General features: G+C 43.9%; 24 protein-coding genes and 2 rRNA genes. 12 read left to right on the top strand and 14 right to left on the bottom strand.

Features of this window, described 5'->3' with window-relative positions; translation table 11 throughout:
- Positions 1-11 precede the first annotated feature (11 nt).
- The 8 genes from F955_RS07690 to F955_RS07655 form a co-directional block, all read right to left on the bottom strand.
- Positions 12-1130, bottom strand: coding sequence for a YjgN family protein (locus F955_RS07690; protein ID WP_004893261.1), 1119 nt, complete (start codon positions 1128-1130; stop codon positions 12-14).
- A gap of 116 nt (positions 1131-1246) precedes the next feature.
- The gene (fghA, locus tag F955_RS07685) at positions 1247-2083 is read right to left on the bottom strand and encodes an S-formylglutathione hydrolase (protein WP_004893253.1); all 837 of its coding nucleotides are present in this window, start codon (positions 2081-2083) and stop codon (positions 1247-1249) included.
- Between the two features lie 39 nt (positions 2084-2122).
- Entirely contained in the window at positions 2123-3523 is a 1401-nt protein-coding gene (locus F955_RS07680; protein WP_034429690.1) for a C13 family peptidase, read from the bottom strand.
- Between the two features lie 121 nt (positions 3524-3644).
- Positions 3645-4466, bottom strand: coding sequence for a class I SAM-dependent methyltransferase (locus tag F955_RS07675; RefSeq protein WP_004893249.1), 822 nt, complete (start codon positions 4464-4466; stop codon positions 3645-3647).
- Positions 4460-5284, bottom strand: coding sequence for an undecaprenyl-diphosphate phosphatase (locus F955_RS07670; protein ID WP_004893246.1), 825 nt, complete (start codon positions 5282-5284; stop codon positions 4460-4462). The genes F955_RS07675 and F955_RS07670 overlap by 7 nt, the downstream gene beginning before the upstream one ends.
- A 16-nt stretch (positions 5285-5300) precedes the next feature.
- Complete coding sequence (gene tsaB, locus F955_RS07665; RefSeq protein ID WP_004893243.1) at positions 5301-5966, bottom strand: tRNA (adenosine(37)-N6)-threonylcarbamoyltransferase complex dimerization subunit type 1 TsaB; 666 nt, start codon at positions 5964-5966, stop codon at positions 5301-5303.
- 135 nt (positions 5967-6101) lie between these two features.
- Positions 6102-6632: a gamma carbonic anhydrase family protein gene (locus F955_RS07660; protein ID WP_004893238.1), complete on the bottom strand. Its 531-nt coding sequence runs from the start codon at positions 6630-6632 to the stop codon at positions 6102-6104.
- 15 nt (positions 6633-6647) lie between these two features.
- Positions 6648-7262 carry an NUDIX hydrolase gene (locus F955_RS07655; protein WP_004893234.1) on the bottom strand — a complete coding sequence of 205 codons (615 nt, stop codon included), beginning with the start codon at positions 7260-7262 and terminating at the stop codon, positions 6648-6650.
- 124 nt (positions 7263-7386) lie between these two features.
- On the opposite strand from F955_RS07655, the gene F955_RS07650 reads away from it, so the two are divergent.
- Positions 7387-7935 carry an NUDIX hydrolase gene (locus tag F955_RS07650; RefSeq protein ID WP_008304383.1) on the top strand — a complete coding sequence of 183 codons (549 nt, stop codon included), beginning with the start codon at positions 7387-7389 and terminating at the stop codon, positions 7933-7935.
- Between the two features lie 90 nt (positions 7936-8025).
- Here the strand turns inward: F955_RS07650 and F955_RS07645 are convergent, their stop codons facing one another.
- Positions 8026-8856 (bottom strand): lysophospholipid acyltransferase family protein, encoded by an 831-nt coding sequence (locus F955_RS07645; RefSeq protein ID WP_026056800.1) that lies wholly within the window; start codon positions 8854-8856, stop codon positions 8026-8028.
- Between the two features lie 187 nt (positions 8857-9043).
- On the opposite strand from F955_RS07645, the gene F955_RS16980 reads away from it, so the two are divergent.
- The 6 genes from F955_RS16980 to F955_RS07620 all read left to right on the top strand — a co-directional run bounded on the left by F955_RS16980 (position 9044) and on the right by F955_RS07620 (position 13181).
- Entirely contained in the window at positions 9044-9175 is a 132-nt protein-coding gene (locus F955_RS16980; RefSeq protein ID WP_004893229.1) for a hypothetical protein, read from the top strand.
- 91 nt (positions 9176-9266) lie between these two features.
- Positions 9267-10607: a ribosome rescue GTPase HflX gene (hflX, locus tag F955_RS07640; protein ID WP_004893227.1), complete on the top strand. Its 1341-nt coding sequence runs from the start codon at positions 9267-9269 to the stop codon at positions 10605-10607.
- A 32-nt stretch (positions 10608-10639) separates the two neighbouring features.
- Positions 10640-11011: a hypothetical protein gene (locus F955_RS07635; protein ID WP_004811284.1), complete on the top strand. Its 372-nt coding sequence runs from the start codon at positions 10640-10642 to the stop codon at positions 11009-11011.
- A 9-nt stretch (positions 11012-11020) separates the two neighbouring features.
- On the top strand, positions 11021-11695 hold the full coding sequence (locus F955_RS07630; RefSeq protein ID WP_004811286.1) for an LrgB family protein: 675 nt from the start codon (positions 11021-11023) through the stop codon (positions 11693-11695).
- Between the two features lie 529 nt (positions 11696-12224).
- Positions 12225-12662 carry a hypothetical protein gene (locus F955_RS07625; RefSeq protein ID WP_004893222.1) on the top strand — a complete coding sequence of 146 codons (438 nt, stop codon included), beginning with the start codon at positions 12225-12227 and terminating at the stop codon, positions 12660-12662.
- A 69-nt stretch (positions 12663-12731) separates the two neighbouring features.
- Entirely contained in the window at positions 12732-13181 is a 450-nt protein-coding gene (locus tag F955_RS07620) for a DUF2147 domain-containing protein (RefSeq protein ID WP_004893219.1), read from the top strand.
- A gap of 61 nt (positions 13182-13242) precedes the next feature.
- On the opposite strand, the gene F955_RS07615 is transcribed toward F955_RS07620, so the two are convergent.
- Genes F955_RS07615 through pdxA form a run of 3 tightly spaced genes read right to left on the bottom strand, consistent with a single transcriptional unit; the run spans position 13243 to position 15905 of the window.
- Positions 13243-14088: a symmetrical bis(5'-nucleosyl)-tetraphosphatase gene (locus F955_RS07615; RefSeq protein WP_004893218.1), complete on the bottom strand. Its 846-nt coding sequence runs from the start codon at positions 14086-14088 to the stop codon at positions 13243-13245.
- Between the two features lie 5 nt (positions 14089-14093).
- Entirely contained in the window at positions 14094-14906 is an 813-nt protein-coding gene (gene rsmA / locus F955_RS07610; RefSeq protein ID WP_004811295.1) for a 16S rRNA (adenine(1518)-N(6)/adenine(1519)-N(6))-dimethyltransferase RsmA, read from the bottom strand.
- Between the two features lie 30 nt (positions 14907-14936).
- On the bottom strand, positions 14937-15905 hold the full coding sequence (gene pdxA / locus F955_RS07605) for a 4-hydroxythreonine-4-phosphate dehydrogenase PdxA (protein ID WP_004893217.1): 969 nt from the start codon (positions 15903-15905) through the stop codon (positions 14937-14939).
- 302 nt (positions 15906-16207) lie between these two features.
- Between pdxA and rplM the strand changes: the two genes are divergently transcribed.
- The 5 genes from rplM to F955_RS07580 all read left to right on the top strand — a co-directional run bounded on the left by rplM (position 16208) and on the right by F955_RS07580 (position 19135).
- Positions 16208-16636 carry a 50S ribosomal protein L13 gene (gene rplM / locus F955_RS07600; RefSeq protein ID WP_004811299.1) on the top strand — a complete coding sequence of 143 codons (429 nt, stop codon included), beginning with the start codon at positions 16208-16210 and terminating at the stop codon, positions 16634-16636.
- Positions 16637-16648: 12 nt separating this feature from the next.
- Positions 16649-17035, top strand: a complete 387-nt coding sequence (gene rpsI / locus F955_RS07595; RefSeq protein WP_004811301.1) for a 30S ribosomal protein S9 — start codon at positions 16649-16651, stop codon at positions 17033-17035.
- Between the two features lie 334 nt (positions 17036-17369).
- Positions 17370-18020 carry a glutathione S-transferase N-terminal domain-containing protein gene (locus F955_RS07590; RefSeq protein ID WP_004811304.1) on the top strand — a complete coding sequence of 217 codons (651 nt, stop codon included), beginning with the start codon at positions 17370-17372 and terminating at the stop codon, positions 18018-18020.
- A gap of 13 nt (positions 18021-18033) precedes the next feature.
- Positions 18034-18462 (top strand): ClpXP protease specificity-enhancing factor, encoded by a 429-nt coding sequence (locus F955_RS07585; RefSeq protein WP_004811307.1) that lies wholly within the window; start codon positions 18034-18036, stop codon positions 18460-18462.
- A 19-nt stretch (positions 18463-18481) separates the two neighbouring features.
- Entirely contained in the window at positions 18482-19135 is a 654-nt protein-coding gene (locus F955_RS07580; RefSeq protein WP_004811309.1) for a hypothetical protein, read from the top strand.
- Between the two features lie 561 nt (positions 19136-19696).
- On the opposite strand, the gene rrf is transcribed toward F955_RS07580, so the two are convergent.
- Both rrf and F955_RS07570 read right to left on the bottom strand, forming a co-directional pair.
- Positions 19697-19811 (bottom strand): 5S ribosomal RNA (gene rrf, locus F955_RS07575).
- A 206-nt stretch (positions 19812-20017) separates the two neighbouring features.
- Positions 20018-21029, bottom strand: a 23S ribosomal RNA gene (locus F955_RS07570); the annotation flags it as partial.

The raw sequence follows: 21029 nt of genomic DNA, 5'->3' as shown, positions 1-21029 counted from the left end.
CTTTTCTCCTGTTATAACGACACATCAATATCGAAGATGTCACTGATCTCTTCTGCCAGCGCACTGTGATCCTGCTGTGCTCTGTTCATCATCATGTCCGGATCATTACGTAAATTCAGGGTTAATGATTCCACCTGATAGCGATATAGACGAATCGCTGCCCATGGTGTAAGCAAACCTAAACTCAGAATACGTGCGATCCAGTTAGTCACCAGAATCCAGGTATAGTGCCATTGGGTACACTCGGTCTTGAACTGGCTACGACTGATAGATGTATTGTTCCAGGTGGTAATAAAAATCCGGGCCTGCATCAGGGGGAAAATGATGAAAAAACCAAATAGATAAATCGCCACAATCCAGCCGATTAGCGAGCTTAAAACTCCAGGATTGCCAAGATTGGCAAAACTGGAACCTATGCCAAAGATCATCACCGCAACCAGAAAACCCATGAAAATAAACAATGGGACATACATGGCCTTCATGTAATCGCCCCATGTGGCATTCAGCTTGAATTTCAACTGGCCTGCATAGAGATGATCAAAGCAATAACGTTTATATAGCCAGACCAATACCGGGAAAAAGATCCCTAGGGTCAGGATATAAATCAGGATGGCTTTGATAAAGGTCCAGTAAGCTTCCTTATTGGTACCGCCAAAATAAAACCGGGCATTGCCAAATTTACTGTTGCGGGCATTAAATCGTAGTGTCGCCCGAATCAGCCAGGGCACTGCCAGATAAAGAATCAGTAACCCGACCAGTGTCGCTGTAGTAGACAGGTTTGAAGCAATCGAAATGGCAAAATATAGTCCTAGCGCAATCAGACGCCCCATCAAAATTTTGACTGGTACCCCGGTAAAGTCGAAACGGCGTTGTACAAATTCAGTATTACCATAAAAATAACGCAGACGGCGTACCTTGGCCCAAGGTGAATACAATCCTAAAGTGACTATCGTCAGCAGGATATTCACAATCCAGATACCGAAATATTCACTGGCAGTCCCATGAAAACGAAAATACTGTAATTCGCCTACCCGTATAGGTCTTACTTCCGGCATGGCTGAAATATCAGGTGGGAATGGTGGAATGACTGGAGGAATTGTAGATGCGTCTATATCACTGGTATTTTGCATAAACTGCCTTGTTTTTATTATATAAATCTTTGCAAGTATAGCGCATGATCAGACATGGATGTCATGTATATTTGCATCCATGTCATGAGTCATTTGCTTTTGATTATAGCTAAAAATCAGTTTTCGAGCTGTACCGCATGGAACTGTAGATGGTCATCAACAAAGCTTTGAATAAAGTAATAACCGTGATCATAGCCCTGATGTTCACGTAAGGTAAGCTTTTGTCCCACGGCATCACAAGCTTGCTGGAATAAGGCAGGATTCAGCTGGCTATAGAACTGATCATTAAAGCCTTGGTCAATCAGGATATCCGGATAAAGTGCGCCTTTGGCTTTGACCAGTTCAGTCGCATCATGTTTGGCCCATTCTGCACGATCTTCACCTAAATAATTGCTAAAGGCCTTTTCACCCCAAGGGCATTGGCTTGGTGCACAGATCGGAGCGAAGGCAGAAACAGAGACAAATTTTTCTGGATATTTAAATGCCAAGGTTAAGGCACCATGACCGCCCATCGAATGTCCAAAAATACCGATTTTGCCCGGCTGAATTTCAAATTCTTCATTTACCAAGGGATAAAGCTCATTCATGATGAAGCTTTCCATCTGGAAGTGTTCAGCCCAAGGAAACTGCGTTGCATTGATATAGAAACCGGCACCCTGTCCGATGTCCCAGTTATCCCCTTCAGCTACCCCTTCACCACGTGGCGAGGTATCTGGCGTAATCAGGATTAAGCCAAGCTGTGCTGCCAGACGCTGCGCATGCGCTTTAATCGCAAAGGTTTCTTCAGTACAGGTCAGACCTGCCAAATAGAATAACGCTGGGCAGCTTTGTCCTGCCAAGGCTTGCGGCGGCAGAAATATACCAAAGCGCGCTGAATTTTTTAGCACTTTAGAATCAAAGCGATAGATTCGCTGTTCACCTTCAAAACTTCTATTATTCTGTAGCAGTTCCATCATGATTCCTTTTTGTATTTTCTAAAGTCATTGATCAGTTTAGGGCGCCAAAGCGACTGACTGGGAAGCTGAAGCTATTGTCGCTGGCGGGAAAAGACGTTGTTCAAGCTGAGGTAACATCAATTCCATATTCTTACCGATAACCCACTGTGGTTCAGACGGTTCAAAGCCTTGTGCACTTTCCCACTTCGCTACCGTCTGGCTGGCTTGTGTAAAAGCTTCCTTTAAGCTGTCCTGCTCACGCATCGCTTCATCAAAGAAGGCACGGCCAAAGTAGGTATAGTCGGCTTCATTCGAGCAGCCAAAGGACTGGCGATCTGCTGCTGAAGCGGTGATGATCAAGGTATTTTCATTTTGCAGTGCAGAAACAAAACTGCCGGAGTAACAGGCAGAAATCACAATAACTCGCCAGCGGATACCGGATGCATCCAGCGTGTCACGCAGCCACTTTGGATCGACCTGTGCCAGATCTAGCGGTGCATTTTCCATTTCAAATACGTTTGGCAAACCATGCGAGGTCATGTACAGGAAGAGCACATCACTTTCGCGATTCATCTGCTGGCCAATACGGCGTAAAGCCAGTTCCATACTGGTTTTGGAAGCAATTGGCATCTCGGTGCGAGCTGCTGGATGATTTACCAAGGCAATCGAACGCCCAAAGGTTCCAAAGCGGGTATCAAACTGTTCCTTGATCCGTTCAATCTCTGAATAGAATACATCTTGATAGCTTGCACCTGCCACACCCACAAAATACCAGTGTGACTGCGCAAACTCGCCATATTCAATAGAATCCAGCGCTTTGTTTAGTAAATTAGGTTGTGCATAGAAGGCATCTTCAGCAAAACTTGGCGGGACTTCTTCTACTTTCCAGATCGGCTGATCTTTGACAGATATTTGCCAAACGACCAAGGTAAACAGGGTTGCCAGCATAATGAGTGCCCGTTCCCACCACGGCCATTTCAGCTCACGTGAGAATACCCAGACCACAGCCAGACTTTGCCAGACAAACAGCATCACAAATAAGGTCGGGATATAGTCATACAGAATATATGGCAGATAGTCGAGATCGCCCAGATACTGAATCAGACACTGAAATAGCATGATGTGCGTATCCAGTACCAGCCAGAGCAAGGCCGGCACCAGCATCAAACGCGGATTATTGATCCGCTGTGACAGAAAAATCCCGACAATCAGGGCAATAAAAGGCCAGAGTGCGTAGCTAACCAGACCTTGGGAGTTAAATTCCCCAATCCGGCCTGAACTGAGCCAGCTGAACAGGCTGTTGGCACAACCACCCAGAATGCCCCAGAACACCAGTTGAAGAATGGAGGGACGTACCATTTGCAGGGAACGCCTCGACCCCAGAAACAACCATATTCCGGCAATTTGATTGCTCTTAAAATCGTGCCAAAAATTAATGGATGGTTTGAAGTCGATCATAGGATTTCGGGGAGATCAAGTGGCTCGCTAATTCGCAGAATAAGTTTATGCTTGATAGGACTTTTATCAATGCTATTTTTAACTATATAACAAATCCTTGGCGAATTTTGAAGCAATTATCTTATTCAGCTACAAGATCATGCTGAAAATACGCATCAAAGCGACAAGCATCCCCTTGCCATTGATGATCGGGTGCTTTATCAGCCAGAAAAACGGCAAGACGTGGACGTTTCACCACCACCCGTTTAGCAATTTTCTGTGCCAGTTCTAGCAGGTTATCGCCAAGGTCCATTTCACCATCTTCAGGCAAGAGCATATGCAATAGCTGCATCTGTTTTTTCACCTGTGCCTGTTTCTTGGGTGCCTGCTGATTCTGGTCACGCTGCGGGAACATCGGATCCAGATAAACGACATCCACCACGGCGTTTTCTGCTGCCTGCTGGATTAAATAGTCAGCAGAATCAGAGAAGACCAGATGAATACGCGATACAACCGGATTCAGGAAAGCATCATTCTGCGCACGCGTATGGGTATCTTCCAGCAAGGTAAACAGAATCGGATGACGTTCGACCAGAGTGACATGCGCACCAAGATGTGCCATCAACAGGCTGTCATGACCAAGACCGGCAGTCGCATCAATTAGGGTCGGCTTTTCACCCAAGTTGCAAGCACGTGCAATCATTTCCGACTTCAGTGAAGCACGTTTTAAACGCCCCACTTCCGCTTTCCAGTCCGGTTGCATTTTCATGCCATTGGCAGATAGCCATAAACCGTCCGCATCAACACACAGTGCCAGTTCGGGATTCAGGCGAAAGAAACGCGCATTGAGTTTTTCTACGGTCTCAATCTGAACCTGTACACCACGAGAAGAAAGCACAGCCTCAAAGTGCTGTGCTTTCTCGATATATGCAGTTTCAGTGTATAAGCGAATCTCGCTTACCATAATGTCCAGCCTGTGTATGCAAACAATAAAATGAGCAGTCCCGATACAATACGGTACCAGGCAAAAATCATGAAATCACGCTTCGCGACATAAGCGACTAACGCACGGATCAATAACAATGCTGAAATAAAGGACACTAAAAGACCAACAGTAAGTACCACCCAGTCCTGAGTCCCACTAAACACGTCATAGCTCTGGTATAAGTCTAACAGGCCTGCACCGACAATTACCGGGATACCCAGAAAGAAGGAAAACTCAGTCGCTGCCTTACGTGATACTCCCAGGAACATCGCCCCGATAATGGTAGCACCAGAACGTGAAGTACCTGGAATCAGCGATAAAACCTGAATCAGACCAATCCAGATAGCATCTTTAATGGTCAGGTCTTCAACTTCTTGGGCACGGACTTGAGGTGGATTCTTTTCAATCCAGATAATGATCAGACCACCGACAATCAAGCCAATCGCAATTGCAATATTGTTGAATAACAATTCTTTTACAGTCTGACCAAAAGTCAGCCCGATAAGTATAATTGGAATCGAAGCCAGAATCAGACCAATACCGAGACGGCGTCCTTGTGGCTCACCACTGACAATCCCGGTGGCGGCTCCCCACAGACGTGTCCAGTATTCATAAATCACTGCTGCGATTGCCCCCATCTGGATGGCAATCACGAAAACATCACTCTTTTCCTTGGTCCAGAAATTCATTAATTCTGAAGCCAGAATCAAGTGCCCTGTACTAGAAATCGGTAAGAACTCAGTAATACCCTCAACAATACCCATGATTGCCGCTTTCAGCAGCAGTAATAGATCCATGCTTAATCCTGATTAATTATGCTTTGCCTTGTTCTGGAATTTTTTTCCATGCGTTATCGCGTAAATAGACCGGCAGTGCCAATTCAGCACTAACCCAGTTTTCTGATGCTGCTGCCACACGCGCTATCGTGGCAATATCCTGTGCAGTCGCAGTAACATTCTTGTATTCAGTCTCTTCTGATTGAACCAGATGAGCGCCTGAGCCGACTACAACAAATTTTACTGTGGCACTACCCTGTTCATAACCAAGCAACTGTTCTTCATCTACTGGCTGCATGATGCCTTGAGCATCCAGCTGATAGCTGGCGATATAAACTTCATTCATACGCGCATCGAGTACCGCGGTCACTTCGGTCAGACCATGCAAACGGTATGCCGCTTGTGCCAAGGCCTGTAAGGTCGAAACGGGTACCACTGGCAGGTCATTCGACCAGGCCAAAGCTTGTGTTACCGCGGCATTAATACGCACACCGCTAAATGAACCCGGTCCACGACTAAATGCAATCGCCGTCAAATCAGAAACCGCCAGGCTTAAATCTTTTAGAGCCTGCTCGATCATTGGGAGAATTGTTTGCGTTTGTGCCTTTGCGCGCGCATCAAGTTGGAAAAATAATTCTTGAGTGTCATCAATCACAGAAACGGAACACTGCTCATTGGCAGTTTCCAATGCCAGCACTTTCATGCACAACCTTAATTCAGAGAATATAAAAAACGCGGATATGATACTCCACTCATATCCGCTACGCGAGATTTTCCCGAAACAGATACAAAAAAACCTGGCCATCGCCAGGTTAATAAATACAGGTAGATGAGTTGCTTAAAGCTCAACTTGTTCCAGTGGCTGGAACTTCTGAAAATGGTTGGCATAATGCAGTGCGCTCATTTTCAGCTTTTGTACAGTATCTTCATCTAGGGTTTTTATCACCTTGCCCGGCGATCCCATCACCACAGAATTGTCCGGAATCACTTTTCCTTCCGGAATCAGCGCATTCGCGCCAATGATACAGTTTTTACCAATCACGGCATTATTGAGAATTATAGCCTGAATCCCGATCAGGCTATTATCACCAATGGTACAGCCATGCAGCATGGCTTGGTGACCAATCGTCACATAATCACCAATATGCATTTCAATCCCCGCATCAGTATGCAGCACGGCATTTTCCTGCACATTGGTATAGTCTCCAAGATGGATTTTGCTGTTATCACCACGCACCACGGCGCCAAACCAGATACTGACCTGTTTGCCCAATTCAACCTGACCAATCACGGTCGCTGTGGGTGCGACCCAACCATCCCATGGTTGTTGCAGCGCTTTTGGAGAATGTCCCTGAAATTTATACAACATGCCTGAATATCCTCTTCAGTCCTGAAAGAATTTTGATCGTTTAAAAGCTGGTGAATTAAGTAAGAATGGCCAGTCTTTTTTATAGTCGAGGCCATACTGAAATAAAGAAATCAGCATACGCGCAGTCAGTCCCCAGACCACTTCATTTTCCACGCGCATACTCGGGAAATATAACGACTGCTGGGCAAAGCGTACTTCATAAGGTGTGGGTTTGGCTTCAAGTAAATGCCGCAGTGAGGCAAAGAAAATCCGGTCAATTTCAGTAGGTTGTGGAACCAGCTGAACTTTCGGTGGAATCAGTCCAACAATCGGTTTTACCAACATGCCATTTCGTGCCTTTTGCATGGGCAGATCACCAATGAGCTGCACATCAAAAGGATTTAGTGCGGTTTCCTCATAGGCTTCGCGTAGCGCTACGACGATATTGCTGGTGTCCTGCGGATCACGCTTACCACCCGGAAAAGAAACCTCACCGGCATGATTGGACAGATAAGCCGAACGGCGGGTGAGTAAGACCTTGGGATTCGACTCATCCGTAATCGCAATTAACACGGCAGCATGCGCTGGCTGAATCCGCCTGGAAAAGCGCAAACGTTGCTGTAATCTGTGTGTTAAATCGCGTTCATCCATCCACGCCTTCCTCATTCTCATTATGATTTCATCATAGCTGATTTTTGATTCCTGAGGATAGAATTGATGCCAAATTTCAATTTTTCAGTTATCCTGAGTCTACTTTTTGTCATTGATGATGAATATGAACTTTTGTACGGCCTGTGGACATAAGACAACTGAAAAAATACCTTTAGGTGATCAAAAACTTCGTCATGTCTGCAGCTCCTGTGGTTTTATTCATTATATTAATCCAAAGATTATTTGCGGTTCCCTAGTGGTCTGGGAAGACAAAGTACTGCTATGCCGGCGCGCGATTGAACCCCGTTATGGCCTGTGGACCTTACCTGCCGGCTATATGGAACTGTTTGAAACTATGGAACAAGGCGCAGCACGTGAAACCCGTGAAGAAGCCGAAGCTGAAGTGGAAATCGAACAGCTGTACTGCATGTACAATATTCCACGGATCGGTCAGATTTATGTGCTGTTTAAAACTCAACTGGTGGAAGGCAAATTTGGCGCTGGTGAAGAAACCATTGAATCACGCCTGTTTGACGAAGTAGATATTCCTTGGGCAGAGCTGGCATTCCCGAGCGTAGAAAGAACCTTACGTCATTATTTTGAAGACCGTAAAAATAATGTTTTCCCGATGCATCTCGAAACCCTAGGTTCACGCCTGGATCACACCGGTTAAAACAATAAACTACTGAATGCTAAATATAAAAAAATGAGCGCCAATAAGCGCTCATTTTAGTTTTTTGGAAAATGATACTGTTTGTTTTACCTATGAAACTGATGCAGTAACTTCCAAGGGTGTTTTCAGGACCTTATTCTGTAAATACTTCAGACCTTCATTCATCTTTTCCTGCACCAACGGCGTCAGCGTATCCACCGTATGACCTTCTGTAGAAATGCCCGGTAATGCCATTAAATGTGCCGTGACATTTGGCATCTCTAATACTTTACGTACATGCTCAGCGAAACCGACCTGACCAATAAAAGGCGCAACTGTATCCAGTTCCCCCTGCTGATTGACATAACAAATCAGACAAATCTGTACCGGGCGCTTTGCTTCAATTGCTGCACCCAGAATCCTGCCATGGACCTTCTTGATTGCACGTCCATCTGAAGTGGTGGCTTCAGGGAAAAACAGCACTGGAATATCCTGTTTTAAAAATCCGGTAATCTGCTCACGGATTCGGACTGAATCTCCCGACCCACGCTTGATAAATAAAGTTCCCCCGCCCTTCGCCAGTTTGCCAAGCAGCGGCCACTGTTCAATCTCGGCTTTAGCTAGGAAAAACACCCGTGCACTAGAACCGAGTACTGCAATATCCAGCCAGGACACATGATTACTCACCCAAAGTGCGGGTTCTCGTGGAATAGTGCCATGTACCTGCACTTCAATATTAAATACCTTGCATAGCTGACGACAGAAATACTGCACATATCGCGTGTTATGTGGATTATTCGGATTCTTGTATAAACCGTGTCGGTAAACTAGATAGAACCCTTCACTCACCGCTGCGACAGAGGCAACCATTTTTCTGCTATAGAGCAAAAATTTTGCTAAACCACGAATTTCAGATGTTTCATTATTTATAGTCGAGTGCATACAAGGATCACTATTTCCAGGTCGATTCAGGTCATCATCTTCACGTATCTTTACCATTCTATACTGTTCATTCTGAACATGCATTGATTATAAAAACCGTTCAGACGGATTAAATTTTGCAATTTTTATTCAATTAAACGATGAATTATTATATTTCCATTGAATGAGTAAATTATGAAGTTTTATCATGCAGCAAGATCCAAAGGTTACGGTTGAAACCCTTCAACTCACACAAGCACTGAAATACATTTTTGTGGCAACCGCATTCTATGCGGCTGTTTTAGTCGGCCTGGCTCAACTTTTTGTTGCTGCACTCTAACCCAAAACTCACAGAGCAATGCTACCTGTCCCTGTCTTTTTCCACTAAAATGAATTCTATTAAAAAAATTTTTAAGTAGAGTGTGGACTGAGTGGAATATTTTGAACAGCATCGTGCCAAAGATCGTGTCATTCTGGTCAGTGTGACCGTGCAGATGCTGGAGGATCTGGATGCAGAAGAATTTCACCTGTTGGCCAGTTCAGCAGGGGCAGAAATTCTTGAGCATATGCATGCTCAGCGTTTAAGACCCGATCCTAAATATTTTATCGGCTCCGGCAAGGCTGAGGAAATTGCAGAAAAAGTTGAAGCTCTTGAAGCTGATCTGGTGATTTTTGATCATACCCTGACCCCTGCGCAGGCACGTAACCTTGAACGCGTTGTTAAATGTCGGGTGGTGGACCGTACAGAACTCATTCTGGATATTTTCGCGCTGCGCGCTCGCACTTATGAAGGTAAATTACAGGTCGAACTGGCCCAGTTACAGCATCTTTCTTCTCGCCTGATTCGTAGTCGTGGCAATCTGGATAGCCAGAAAGGGGGGATTGGTTTACGTGGCCCTGGTGAAACTTTATTAGAAACTGACCGACGTTTGCTGCGTGTACGGATGGGGCAACTGAAAGCCCGACTGGATAAAGTCCGTCAAACCCGGATGCAAGGTCGTGTAGCCCGTCAGAAAGCTGCTGTACCTACCATTTCTCTGGTTGGTTATACCAATGCCGGTAAATCTACCCTGTTTAATATTCTTGCAGATAGCGATGTTTATGCAGCTGATCAGCTGTTTGCCACTCTGGATCCAACCTTGCGCCGTCTGGACTGGGAAGGCATTGGCACTGTAGTACTGGCAGATACGGTAGGATTCGTGCGTAACCTGTCTCACTCCCTGGTGGAATCTTTTAAAGCGACTTTGGAAGAAACTTTAGAAGCCACCCTGTTGCTACACGTGATTGACTCCAGCAGTCCGGAAATTCTGGAACAAATTGATGCAGTAGAAAGTGTGCTCAAGGAAATCGGGGCTAATGTTCCAGTACTTCGTGTCTATAATAAAATTGACCAAAGCGGTGAAGACGCCAAGATTATCTATCACAAACCTAATCAGCCAGAACGGGTGTATGTGTCTGCTCACACTGGAGAAGGGATTGACCTGCTACGTAAGGCGGTACATGAAGCGTTGATGGGAGAACTGCAAAAGTTTGAACTTAAGTTACAGCCTGCACATGGCAAACTGCGTAATCAACTTTATGATCTGAACGTGATTCAGTCCGAACATTATGACGAGCAAGGTCAGCTGCATTTGCAGGTCAGTATTGCTCCACAGAAACTGGCACAGATCATCCGCCAGGCACATCTATCCCTAGAAGATATTTTGGGTGAGCAAGCAGTTCAGTTTCAACGGCCACTTGAAGAATTTGAAATACCGCGTAAGATCGACTAAAACTCGATAAATCAAATTAAATAGACTCTAAAATGAACTGGATTAAGCATATAGATTGGCCAGCATGGATCGGCACGCTGCTTCTAATTATTGTCTTTCGGGAAGCAGCAGTATGGATCATGACCCAGCTAGAGCACCCTGAATTAGGCAATCTGGTCGGTTTGATCAGCCTGCTCATCGTCCTGTTTAGCTGGCGTCGCTGGAGCAAAATTCCTGCCCGACTGGTAGATACCAATAACAAGATTATGAAAGAAAGTGCCTTTGCATTTTTACCTGTCAGTGCCGGCTCATTGATGATGCTGGTGCATATGGGGCATAAAATTCCAGCCTTTCTGCTAATTCTGTTTGTTAGTACGCTCATTCCATTATGGGTCTATGCAAAAATGGCCAAGCGCTGGCTTTAGGAGATCATTATGTTATCTGTACTCTATGGTTTCCTGATCACGCTAGTGGCCTATCTTGCGGCTAAACCATGTAACCGTGTGATTCCTAAAATTCCGGTCATTGTCTTTGGCATGTTCTTCGTGCTGGCTATTCTGTTTGTACTGGGTGTTCCTTATGAACATTATACAGAAGACACCAATCCCCTGTTTAACCGTCTTTTAGGTTATGTTACGGTGGCCTTGGCAATTCCTCTGGCAGCGATGCGCTATGATGACCTGCCATTAAAAGGTGTGATTGGCATTCTGATCTTCGCCAGTATCAGTGCAGTTGCCCTGCCCATGGGACTCGCTTATCTGTTACATATGGCAGCCGGTGACATCATGGCCTTTGCCACTCGTGCAGTTACTACCCCAATTGCGATTAATATTGCGACTTTACTGGATGCACCAATTAGCCTGGTGATTCTGATTGTAATTCTGTCTGGTGTCATTGGGGCTGCGTTTTCCCCCCTCATTCTGCGTCATATCAATGACGAACGTGCTTCTGGTCTTGCACTGGGTCTTGCCGCCCATGCGATTGGTACAGCGCAAGCCTGGCAGCGTGGTAGTGTTGCAGGTCGATACGCAGCATTTGGTATGGCAGTGAATGCTGTCTTTACGGCCCTCTGGCTACCGACTTTTATTCTATATCTTCAGAATCTTTAATCTGACCACATCGTCATTTTTAGATGACTATATCTATTTTATATAGTCATTTTATTCTTATATCGATTTAGATAAAAATATGAACTATTAAATTCTAATGACAAATTAGTCACTTCATAAATTCATTTAAGTTTCATACCAGTAATTAAATTGACCTAAATGACAGATTTTAACTTAGTAATTTTATATATTTATAATCTTTTCAAGCGTTTTAATATGACTAAATTCCCCTATTTTCAACTTGGCTACACGCTGTCTCTTTGGTCAGTTATTTTAAATATTTTTCTCTCACTTTCCTATACATCATTCAATATGGGTTAAAAATCACGTTTCCACCAACAAGAATATTGTTATAATCTTTAAGACTTAAGTATGAATCTCTGCCTATATTCAACTTGCATTTTTTTATATAAGGTTGTATGAATAATAAACATACAGATTTTTTTAATCTTTGTGTATTAAAACTTCATATACAGCAAGAGTGAAGCAAATCAAATGGATATTTGATTTTGAAATACAAGGAAATTGAATGAAAACAATGAATGTTTTCAGGACATCTGGTGTTGCTTTAAACCCAATTTCTTGTGGAGAGAATTGGATAAATATTTGGCAGCAGATGCATGACAAGACAGATCCGGCCATGATCCTGATTAAATCGGCGAAATATAATAGAGGTGGCTTATCTAGAAATTTAGGCAACTCATTATCCCACCCACTTTTTGGTAATAAGCCAAGAAAACAAGGTGCTGATCATTTGCCCTCCACTCAGTACTCATTTGAAATACTGGAGCCAGAAGCCTTCAACAAATTGAAATTCACTGCATTACATCATGCTGGAAACGCTACGCTGCAATCAGCATCCGATATACATATTCATGACCTGATTAATCAGGTCGCTGTCGATGGAAATTCCTTAAATTTATATGACCATACTCAAGTTTCGGTCATGGGACTTAAACACAACTGAATTCTTAGTGCAGACTGATCAAAAAATAACTAGTGACTGTCTGTAACAAACCACATGGGGATGATTAATATGAAAAAATCTAAAATCGCAATGATGCTAATGGGTGCATGTATGACTGTGTCAGCTTTTGCACAGGATTTGACCGGCACTTGGCAACAAATTGATGATAAAACTGGCTCCCCTAAAGCCATTATTGAAATTCGTCAAGAAAATAACGGTACCTACGTGGGTAAAATCGTGAAAGTAACGCCTCGCCCTGGTTATACCCCACAAAAAAGCTGTAACAACTGCCCGGCACCGTATACCAATCAACCGATTCTAGGCATGGATGTACTTACCGGCTTAAAACAAGTAGGTAAAGCCAATAACTATGATAAGGGTCGGATCATCGATCCACTGACCGGCAAAGTTTATGATGCCAAAGCTCGCCTGAATGCGACTGGCAAGCGTCTCACCTTACGTGGCTATATCGGTGTATCGGCATTAGGCCGTAGTCAGACCTGGATTCGTCAGGATTAATTTACATTATTTCTGCTATAAAAAAGCCACGTTGAAACGTGGCTTTTTAGTTCTGGATATCTTAAAGCACGGGATTATGAACCGCGAACATCTGCTGGTCTTCTAATCGATAAGCCAGCAACTGATTGCCCCAAACACAGCCACCATCGACATTTTGAACATGTTCGGAAATCGTCTTACCCTGTAATCCTGCCCAATGCCCGAAGATAATTTGATGCGTCTTGGCAGCTTTCGACTCAAACTCAAACCAGGGTCTGAAGCCTTCTGGCATTGGATCATTCAGAGAGTCTTTAAAACTGTATTCTAAACGTCCTTCTATATCGGTTAAACGCATCCGCGTCAGGTAATTCACGATACAACGTATACGCTCATGACCCTCTAACTCATCTGACCAGAGTGCTGGCTCTTTGCCAAACATGTCGCTCAGGAACGCATCCATGACTTCAAAATCATCATGACCTATGACTGCTTCTACTTCTTTGGCTAACTCAGCAGTCTTGGTAACATCCCAAAGTTTAGGAATACCGGCATGCGTGAGCACTGTCTGTTCATTCGGGAACAGACACATAGGCTGTTTCCGCAGCCAGTCAATCAGATCATCACTGTCGATGGCATCAATCACATCACGGACATTGTCCTTGTCTTTAATCGGCTTAATGCCGCGTGCATAAGCCAATAAAGTCAAATCATGGTTGCCCAGCACTGTTGCAGCGACACCATTATCGACCAACTTTTTAATGAAGCGCAACGCGCCCAGCGAGTTTTCACCCCGAGCGACTAGGTCACCCGCAAACCAGATAAAATCCTGATCCGGATCAAAGCGGATTTCTTTCAGTAATGCCTTCAAGGCCTCAAAACAGCCTTGCACATCACCAATCACATAATTGTATCGAACAGTGCGAGTCATTCTTTTTAAGCTACCATTTGATCAGATAAAGCCACAAATTGAGCAAGTGTCAGAGTCTCTGGACGTGCCATTGGGTCTACACCTGCCTTTTCAAAACCATCTTCAACCAACATGCCTTTCAGACTATTACGCAAAGTTTTACGGCGCTGGGTAAATACGTGGGATACCAGACGTGCCAAAGCTTTTTCATTTTTCGCCACGATCGGTTTAACGTCATAGGGTTCTAAACGGAATACCGCAGAAGTCACTTTTGGCGGCGGATTAAACGAACCTGGTGGCACTTCAAACAAGAATGTCGGTTTGCAGTAATACTGAATCATCACCGACAAACGGCCATATTCTTTGGTGTTCGGTGAAGCGGTAATACGATCGACCACTTCTTTTTGCAGCATGAAGTGCATGTCTTTAACTTTGTCACCGAATTCCAAGAGATGGAACAATAATGGTGTCGAAATGTTATATGGCAGATTACCAACTACACGTAATGGACGACCTTCTTTAAATAAATTGGTGAAGTCGTACTTCAATGCATCTGTTTCAACAATCGTTAAACGCTCAGGATGCGGAACACGACCCGGCAAGCCAGCTGCCAAATCCCGGTCAAGCTCCAGAACGGTTAAAGCATCACATTCACCAATCAAAGGTGAAGTTAAAGCGGCCAGACCTGGACCAATTTCAACAATATTTTCGCCTGCACGTGGATTCACGGAACGGACAATTTTAGCAATGACACGTTGGTCATGTAAGAAGTTTTGACCAAAACGCTTACGCGTGTGATGCCCTTCATCTTTCGGGTTTAAGGCATTAATCTGATACATAGACATTTCCAACGTGTAATAAAGACGAGATCACTGACGCTCTAAATCCAGCGCCAAATCCACAGCGACATGTAAGCTAGAGCTTTTCGCAAGGCCTGTACCTGCGAGGGAGAGTGCTGTGCCATGATCGACAGAAGTTCGAATAAACGGTAAGCCCAAAGTAATATTGATGGCTTCACCAAAGCCTTGCGATTTTAACACAGGTAAGCCCTGATCGTGATACATCGCCAGAACAGCATCCGCATCTTTTAAATTTTCCGGGGTAAATAAGGTATCAGCAGGTAAGCTCAAGCTCATATTGATGCCTTGAGCACGGTAAGTTTCCAGCACTGGATTGATCACGTCAATCTCTTCCATACCAAGATACCCCCCCTCACCGGCATGAGGATTCAGACCACAAACTAAAATATGCGGATGCTCAATTTTAAATTTTGATTTCAAATCATGAATCAGGATATCAATCACCTGATGCAGACGCTCAGGCGTAATTGCATCCGCGACTGCCCGTAACGGAAGATGCGTTGTTGCTAAAGCGACACGTAAGGTTTTAGTTGCCAGCATCATCACCACACGAGGCACACCAGCAAATTCCTGATAATACTCAGTATGCCCACTGAAATGGATTCCGGCATCATTAATGACTGACTTTTGCACTGGTGCTGTTGCCACACCAACACTTTTCCCGGTCATGGCATAGTCAGCTGAACGACGTAATTGTTCCAATACATAAGCAGCGTTATGGCTATTGAGCTCACCCAATATCACTTGTTGTTTTAAAGGTACATGCTCTACATAGAGTTGACCTTCTTCAGAAGAAGACTCTTGTCCCTTATATTCAATCAGCTCTATTGCCAGATTTAACTGCTGGGCACGCTGACCCAACATTTCCAGATCCGCAAGTACCACAATCGGACGCTCATCAACCCGATTTGCCAGACTCAAGCAGATATCAGGACCAATTCCGGCAGGTTCACCGCTGGTGACATATAAAGGCAGCATCTTCTTCTCTATTCACTAAGGCCTTCAATAGTATAGCCTGTTTCAAACAGGCTTGCGTGCAGCGATCTGTACAGTGTTTTGGACTGTTATGATTCTCAGAGAAATCTGCGTTACAAATCTCGCCAGTTATTTTTATGCATTTTGCTTAATTTTTCTTCCCTTATGCTCATAGATTATATAAAATACAGCGCTTGAAATTTTTAATTTTCATTTGTGATTCTTCACGTATTCGTTTAGAATCTCGTCTCCTTTTGTTTGGACAGATTCTACCGTCCAAACCAACTATAATAGGTAGTGGTTTAATGAAAACTCTCAGCGCTAAGCCAGCTGAAGTTCAACACGACTGGTACGTTGTTGATGCTTCTGGCAAAACTCTAGGCCGTCTTGCGACGGAAATCGCTCGTCGTTTACGCGGTAAGCACAAAACTTCTTATACTCCTCACGTTGACACTGGCGATTACATCGTTGTTATTAATGCTGAGCAAGTTCAAGTGACTGGTAAAAAATCACTTGATAAGAAATACTATCGCCATACTGGTTTCCCTGGTGGTATCCGTGAAACTAACTTCGAGAAATTAGTTGCACACAAACCAGAAGAGATCTTCCAACGCGCTGTTAAAGGCATGTTGCCAAAAGGTCCTCTTGGTTATGCAATGATCAAGAAAATGAAAGTGTACGCTGGTACTGAGCATCCTCACACAGCTCAACAGCCACAAGTTTTGGACATCTAAGGGATACAGCACATGGCTACAAACTATGGTACAGGTCGCCGTAAGACCGCAACTGCACGTGTTTTCCTATCTGCTGGTACTGGTAAACTCGTAATTAACAACCGTTCTTTAGAACAATACTTCGGTCGTGAGACTGCTCGTATGGTTGTTAACCAACCGTTAGAACTTCTTGAAGCAACTAACAAATACGACCTTTACATCACTGTTGCTGGTGGTGGTATCGGTGGTCAAGCAGGCGCTATCCGTCACGGTATTACTCGTGCATTGATCGCAGCTGACGAAACTCTTAAACCTGCTCTTCGTCAAGCTGGTTTCGTTACTCGTGATGCTCGTGAAGTTGAACGTAAGAAACTTGGTTTACGTAAAGCTCGTAAACGTCCTCAATTCTCTAAACGTTAATTCGTTTACCGAATAGGACAAAAAACCCTGGTTTATTCCAGGGTTTTTTTATGGCTTTAAATTTACCACTGAATAGAATTGTATATATTATTGTTCATGAACATCTTTACCCCATACCCCTTCATGACACCAGAAGGACTTGGTCAGATAATAGTTGGCTATACCTATAATCACAAACACTATGATTAAACCTAAATTCATGATCATCTTGTTCTGCTCCTTTCATTTTTTCTTATAATCTACCCTGTCAAAAGCCAATTGGTCTTTTATGCTTCGTGCTTTTTAGGTTGATTTTTAGTATCCTATTCTACTCACTAAAATTTGCTCAGGATTTATGTCAGTCGAAAGCGCGCCACTTCAAGGAATCACCTTATATAGCCATGCCGATGACTTTCGTTCCCATTGGATTCGCTACGTTCTTACCGAAAAACAAATTAAATATCATTTAATCTTGGTCGATAGTGACGATGAGGACTTGGCCAGTCTAAATCCTTATAATCAGCTACCGATGCTGATTGAAAATGATCTGAAATTATTTATTAGCCAGATTATTTCTGAATATATTGATGATCGCTATCGTCAGAACAAGCTCTATGCCGATGCACCGATGCCGCGAGCCGAGCAACGCCAATATCTATGGCGCTTCGAACATGACTGGCTTAAACTGGCCGATATCATGCTCAAACACCCGGATTCTTTAGATCCCGCTGCGAAAGCTCAGGCGCAAAAACAGCTTCGCGATATTCTGGTATCCCTGATGCCACTATTTCAGCACTTTCCCTATTTCATGTCAGAGCAGTTCAGTATCTTGGACTGCATGCTTGCGCCGATGTTTATCCGTTTGCACAGTATGGGTGTAGAATTACCTAAACAGCAATGCCGCCCATTCTATCTGTATTGCCAGCGAATCTTTAGCCGTCCTGCTTTTATCAAATCAATGACGTTGCAGGAAAAGAACCGCTACGCTGCCCAGTTATCAAATTAATCGAGTACTCATTATGTCTGAACAGGAATTCAACCTCACGCCTACACGTCCTTATATGTCTCGTGCGATTTATGAATGGATCTGTGATAACAATATGACACCATACCTGTTGGTTGATGCTACGCGTCCAAATACCATGGTTCCAGAACAGTTTATTAAAGATGGCCAGATCATTCTAAATATCGTACCGCACGCCGTACATGCGCTACATATGAGCAATGACGCGATTACATTCTCAGCACGTTTCGGTGGTGTATCACGTGATATTTATGTACCAATGGCTGCGGTACTGGGTATCTATGCACGTGAAAATGGTCAGGGACTATTCTTTGATCCAAATGAATATGAGCATACACAAACTGAAGAAGATGCTTTAAAATCAAACATTGAAGAAGAACCTGAAACACCAAAGAAAAAACCAAGCCTCAGGTTATTAGATTAAATAAGAACGGAGTAAGTGAATGGCTTTTGATTTAGTACAATATTTTGTTGAACAGATAGAAACTCAAAAGCCTGAGCTTCTAAGTCAGTATCCAAAGCAGGAACGTCGTGCATACATTGCCGAAATCAGTGCGCTGACTTTAGGTAAGCTGGTTAGTGAATGGAAGCTTAATCCGAATAAGATCTATAATGAAATTAATCATCCTGATGAACTATATATTCAGGAAATTGCCCGTCATCTGAGTACACTTAAATCCAATCAGTCTACTCTTTCTCGTGAAGTACAAGAAGCTAATATTTATGAGATTTTCAAACTTCAGCTCATAGAGCTTAAACAGCTACATGATACCGGCAATCATAATCTGAACAGTATTCAGGAACTGTTATATGGTCAGATCGAGCATCTTTCTGGTCAAGCAGATGATTGGGTTTGGACAACAAATAATCTGTTAGAACTGAAAGGCTCTAAACCAATGCCACAAGAAGAGCTATCATTGGAGGCAACGATGAAGGAGTTTAATCAGATGGTCAGCCAAAACAATCAGTCCCTAGAACATGACGTTGAAGATGTGGTTGTAGTCAATGCGCCAACTTGGGCAAAAATTGCAGAGCCTGTAGTGGCGATTGTGATCCTATGGGTACTTCTAGATCAGGTTATGAAAGTGTTTGCTTAAATTATCCATCTAATAAAAAACCAGCTTTGAGCTGGTTTTTTATTTCTATGTAAACATACAGCATATAACTAAAAAATAATATTTATATGTAAATCTTTCATCCTTTATGAAATATACACCGTAGATATCAATACCCTTCATATAAGGCATTTGAGTCCATCTAGCTACAAGTCTATCTACCGATAGCTCGCAAAACGTTTTATTACCACCATGGTGGTAGGTAAACAAAGTTATTCACCTTTCACCCGCCCTCCTAGGCACTGTAGCGAAGTATTTAATAGCGATACTGCACTTAAGCATCAGCTAAAAAACACTACTAAAATCGATTACAGGGAATTCATCCTAGAAGATAACAACCACTATTACAGGGAATTCATCCTAGAAGATAACAACCACTATTACAGGGAATTCATCCTAGAAGATAACAACCACTATGACTTTATATAATGAGCAAATTTTCTGCTGTAGCTTTATATAAAACTTAATATTTAGATGCTTTCTTAAATCTTGGCCATAAAAAAAACACCCCCTGTCATTTGACAGAGGGTGTTTAGAATAATGAGCTGGCGATGACTTACTCTCACATGGGAAACCCCACACTACCATCAGCGCTAAGAGGTTTCACTTCTGAGTTCGGGAAGGGATCAGGTGGTTCACTCTTGCTATGGTCGCCAGCACAACTGTTTATGACTTTGCGTTTGGTCTTATTTAGATGCCAATGCTTGGTCAAATCTTGCACTCGTTCAAAACAGTGTTTTGAACATCGTTCATTAATAGAAATATCTGAGTTGCTGTAGTTTGTTCTTTAGCAATCACTAAATCAAGCTGTTTTGCTTAATATCGAATCAATTGAGCGTTATACAACAACTGTTTGGGTGTTGTATAGTCAAGCCTCACGAGCAATTAGTATTGGTCAGCTTCATGTATCGCTACACTTCCACATCCAACCTATCAACGTCGTAGTCTTCAACGGCTCTTTAGGTGACATAAAGTCACAGGGAAATCTTATCTTGAGGTAGGCTTCCCGCTTAGATGCTTTCAGCGGTTATCCCTTCCGAACATAGCTACCCGGCGATGCGACTGGCGTCACAACCGGTACACCAGAGGTTCGTCCACTCTGGTCCTCTCGTACTAGGAGCAGATCCTCTCAAATTTCCAGCGCCCACGGTAGATAGGGACCGAACTGTCTCACGACGTTCTAAACCCAGCTCGCGTACCTCTTTAAATGGCGAACAGCCATACCCTTGGGACCTGCTTCAGCCCCAGGATGAGATGAGCCGACATCGAGGTGCCAAACACCGCCGTCGATATGAACTCTTGGGCGGTATCAGCCTGTTATCCCCAGAGTACCTTTTATCCGTTGAGCGATGGCCCTTCCATACAGAACCACCGGATCACTAAGACCTACTTTCGTACCTGCTCGACTTGTGGGTCTCGCAGTTAAGCGCGCTTTTGCCTTTATACTCTACGCGTGATTTCCGACCACGCTGAGCGCACCTTCGTACTCCTCCGTTACTCTTTAGGAGGAGACCGCCCCAGTCAAACTACCCACCAGACATGGTCCTCGTCCCGGATAACGGGACAGAGTTAGAACCTCAATATTACCAGGGTGGTATTTCAAGGACGGCTCCATGGCAACTAGCGTCGCGACTTCAAAGCCTCCCACCTATCCTACACAAGTAAGATCAAAGTTCAATGTCAAGCTGCAGTAAAGGTTCACGGGGTCTTTCCGTCTAGCCGCGGGTACACCGCATCTTCACGGCGATTTCGATTTCACTGAGCCTCTGCTGGAGACAGCGCCCCCATCATTATGCCATTCGTGCAGGTCGGAACTTACCCGACAAGGAATTTCGCTACCTTAGGACCGTTATAGTTACGGCCGCCGTTTACTGGG

The sequence above is a fragment of the Acinetobacter schindleri CIP 107287 genome, assembly GCF_000368625.1.
In the GTDB taxonomy this organism is placed as follows: domain Bacteria; phylum Pseudomonadota; class Gammaproteobacteria; order Pseudomonadales; family Moraxellaceae; genus Acinetobacter; species Acinetobacter schindleri.
Note: the sequence above shows the minus strand (reverse complement) of the source record. Positions and strands in the feature narration are given on the sequence as shown.

Coding starts and splice junctions, on each gene's coding strand:
- F955_RS07680 (WP_034429690.1), bottom strand. CDS start 3,523: ATGATCGACTTCAAACCATCCATTAATTTTTGGCACGATTTTAAGAGC.
- F955_RS07670 (WP_004893246.1), bottom strand. CDS start 5,284: ATGGATCTATTACTGCTGCTGAAAGCGGCAATCATGGGTATTGTTGAG.
- F955_RS07635 (WP_004811284.1), top strand. CDS start 10,640: ATGAACTGGATTAAGCATATAGATTGGCCAGCATGGATCGGCACGCTG.
- rsmA (WP_004811295.1), bottom strand. CDS start 14,906: ATGTATCAGATTAATGCCTTAAACCCGAAAGATGAAGGGCATCACACG.
- fghA (WP_004893253.1), bottom strand. CDS start 2,083: ATGGAACTGCTACAGAATAATAGAAGTTTTGAAGGTGAACAGCGAATC.
- F955_RS16980 (WP_004893229.1), top strand. CDS start 9,044: ATGCAGCAAGATCCAAAGGTTACGGTTGAAACCCTTCAACTCACACAA.
- F955_RS07615 (WP_004893218.1), bottom strand. CDS start 14,088: ATGACTCGCACTGTTCGATACAATTATGTGATTGGTGATGTGCAAGGC.
- F955_RS07660 (WP_004893238.1), bottom strand. CDS start 6,632: ATGTTGTATAAATTTCAGGGACATTCTCCAAAAGCGCTGCAACAACCA.
- F955_RS07580 (WP_004811309.1), top strand. CDS start 18,482: ATGGCTTTTGATTTAGTACAATATTTTGTTGAACAGATAGAAACTCAA.
- F955_RS07690 (WP_004893261.1), bottom strand. CDS start 1,130: ATGCAAAATACCAGTGATATAGACGCATCTACAATTCCTCCAGTCATT.
- F955_RS07620 (WP_004893219.1), top strand. CDS start 12,732: ATGAAAAAATCTAAAATCGCAATGATGCTAATGGGTGCATGTATGACT.
- F955_RS07590 (WP_004811304.1), top strand. CDS start 17,370: ATGTCAGTCGAAAGCGCGCCACTTCAAGGAATCACCTTATATAGCCAT.
- F955_RS07655 (WP_004893234.1), bottom strand. CDS start 7,262: ATGGATGAACGCGATTTAACACACAGATTACAGCAACGTTTGCGCTTT.
- rplM (WP_004811299.1), top strand. CDS start 16,208: ATGAAAACTCTCAGCGCTAAGCCAGCTGAAGTTCAACACGACTGGTAC.
- F955_RS07625 (WP_004893222.1), top strand. CDS start 12,225: ATGAAAACAATGAATGTTTTCAGGACATCTGGTGTTGCTTTAAACCCA.
- F955_RS07650 (WP_008304383.1), top strand. CDS start 7,387: ATGAACTTTTGTACGGCCTGTGGACATAAGACAACTGAAAAAATACCT.
- F955_RS07630 (WP_004811286.1), top strand. CDS start 11,021: ATGTTATCTGTACTCTATGGTTTCCTGATCACGCTAGTGGCCTATCTT.
- rpsI (WP_004811301.1), top strand. CDS start 16,649: ATGGCTACAAACTATGGTACAGGTCGCCGTAAGACCGCAACTGCACGT.
- F955_RS07585 (WP_004811307.1), top strand. CDS start 18,034: ATGTCTGAACAGGAATTCAACCTCACGCCTACACGTCCTTATATGTCT.
- pdxA (WP_004893217.1), bottom strand. CDS start 15,905: ATGCTGCCTTTATATGTCACCAGCGGTGAACCTGCCGGAATTGGTCCT.
- F955_RS07675 (WP_004893249.1), bottom strand. CDS start 4,466: ATGGTAAGCGAGATTCGCTTATACACTGAAACTGCATATATCGAGAAA.
- F955_RS07645 (WP_026056800.1), bottom strand. CDS start 8,856: ATGCACTCGACTATAAATAATGAAACATCTGAAATTCGTGGTTTAGCA.
- tsaB (WP_004893243.1), bottom strand. CDS start 5,966: ATGAAAGTGCTGGCATTGGAAACTGCCAATGAGCAGTGTTCCGTTTCT.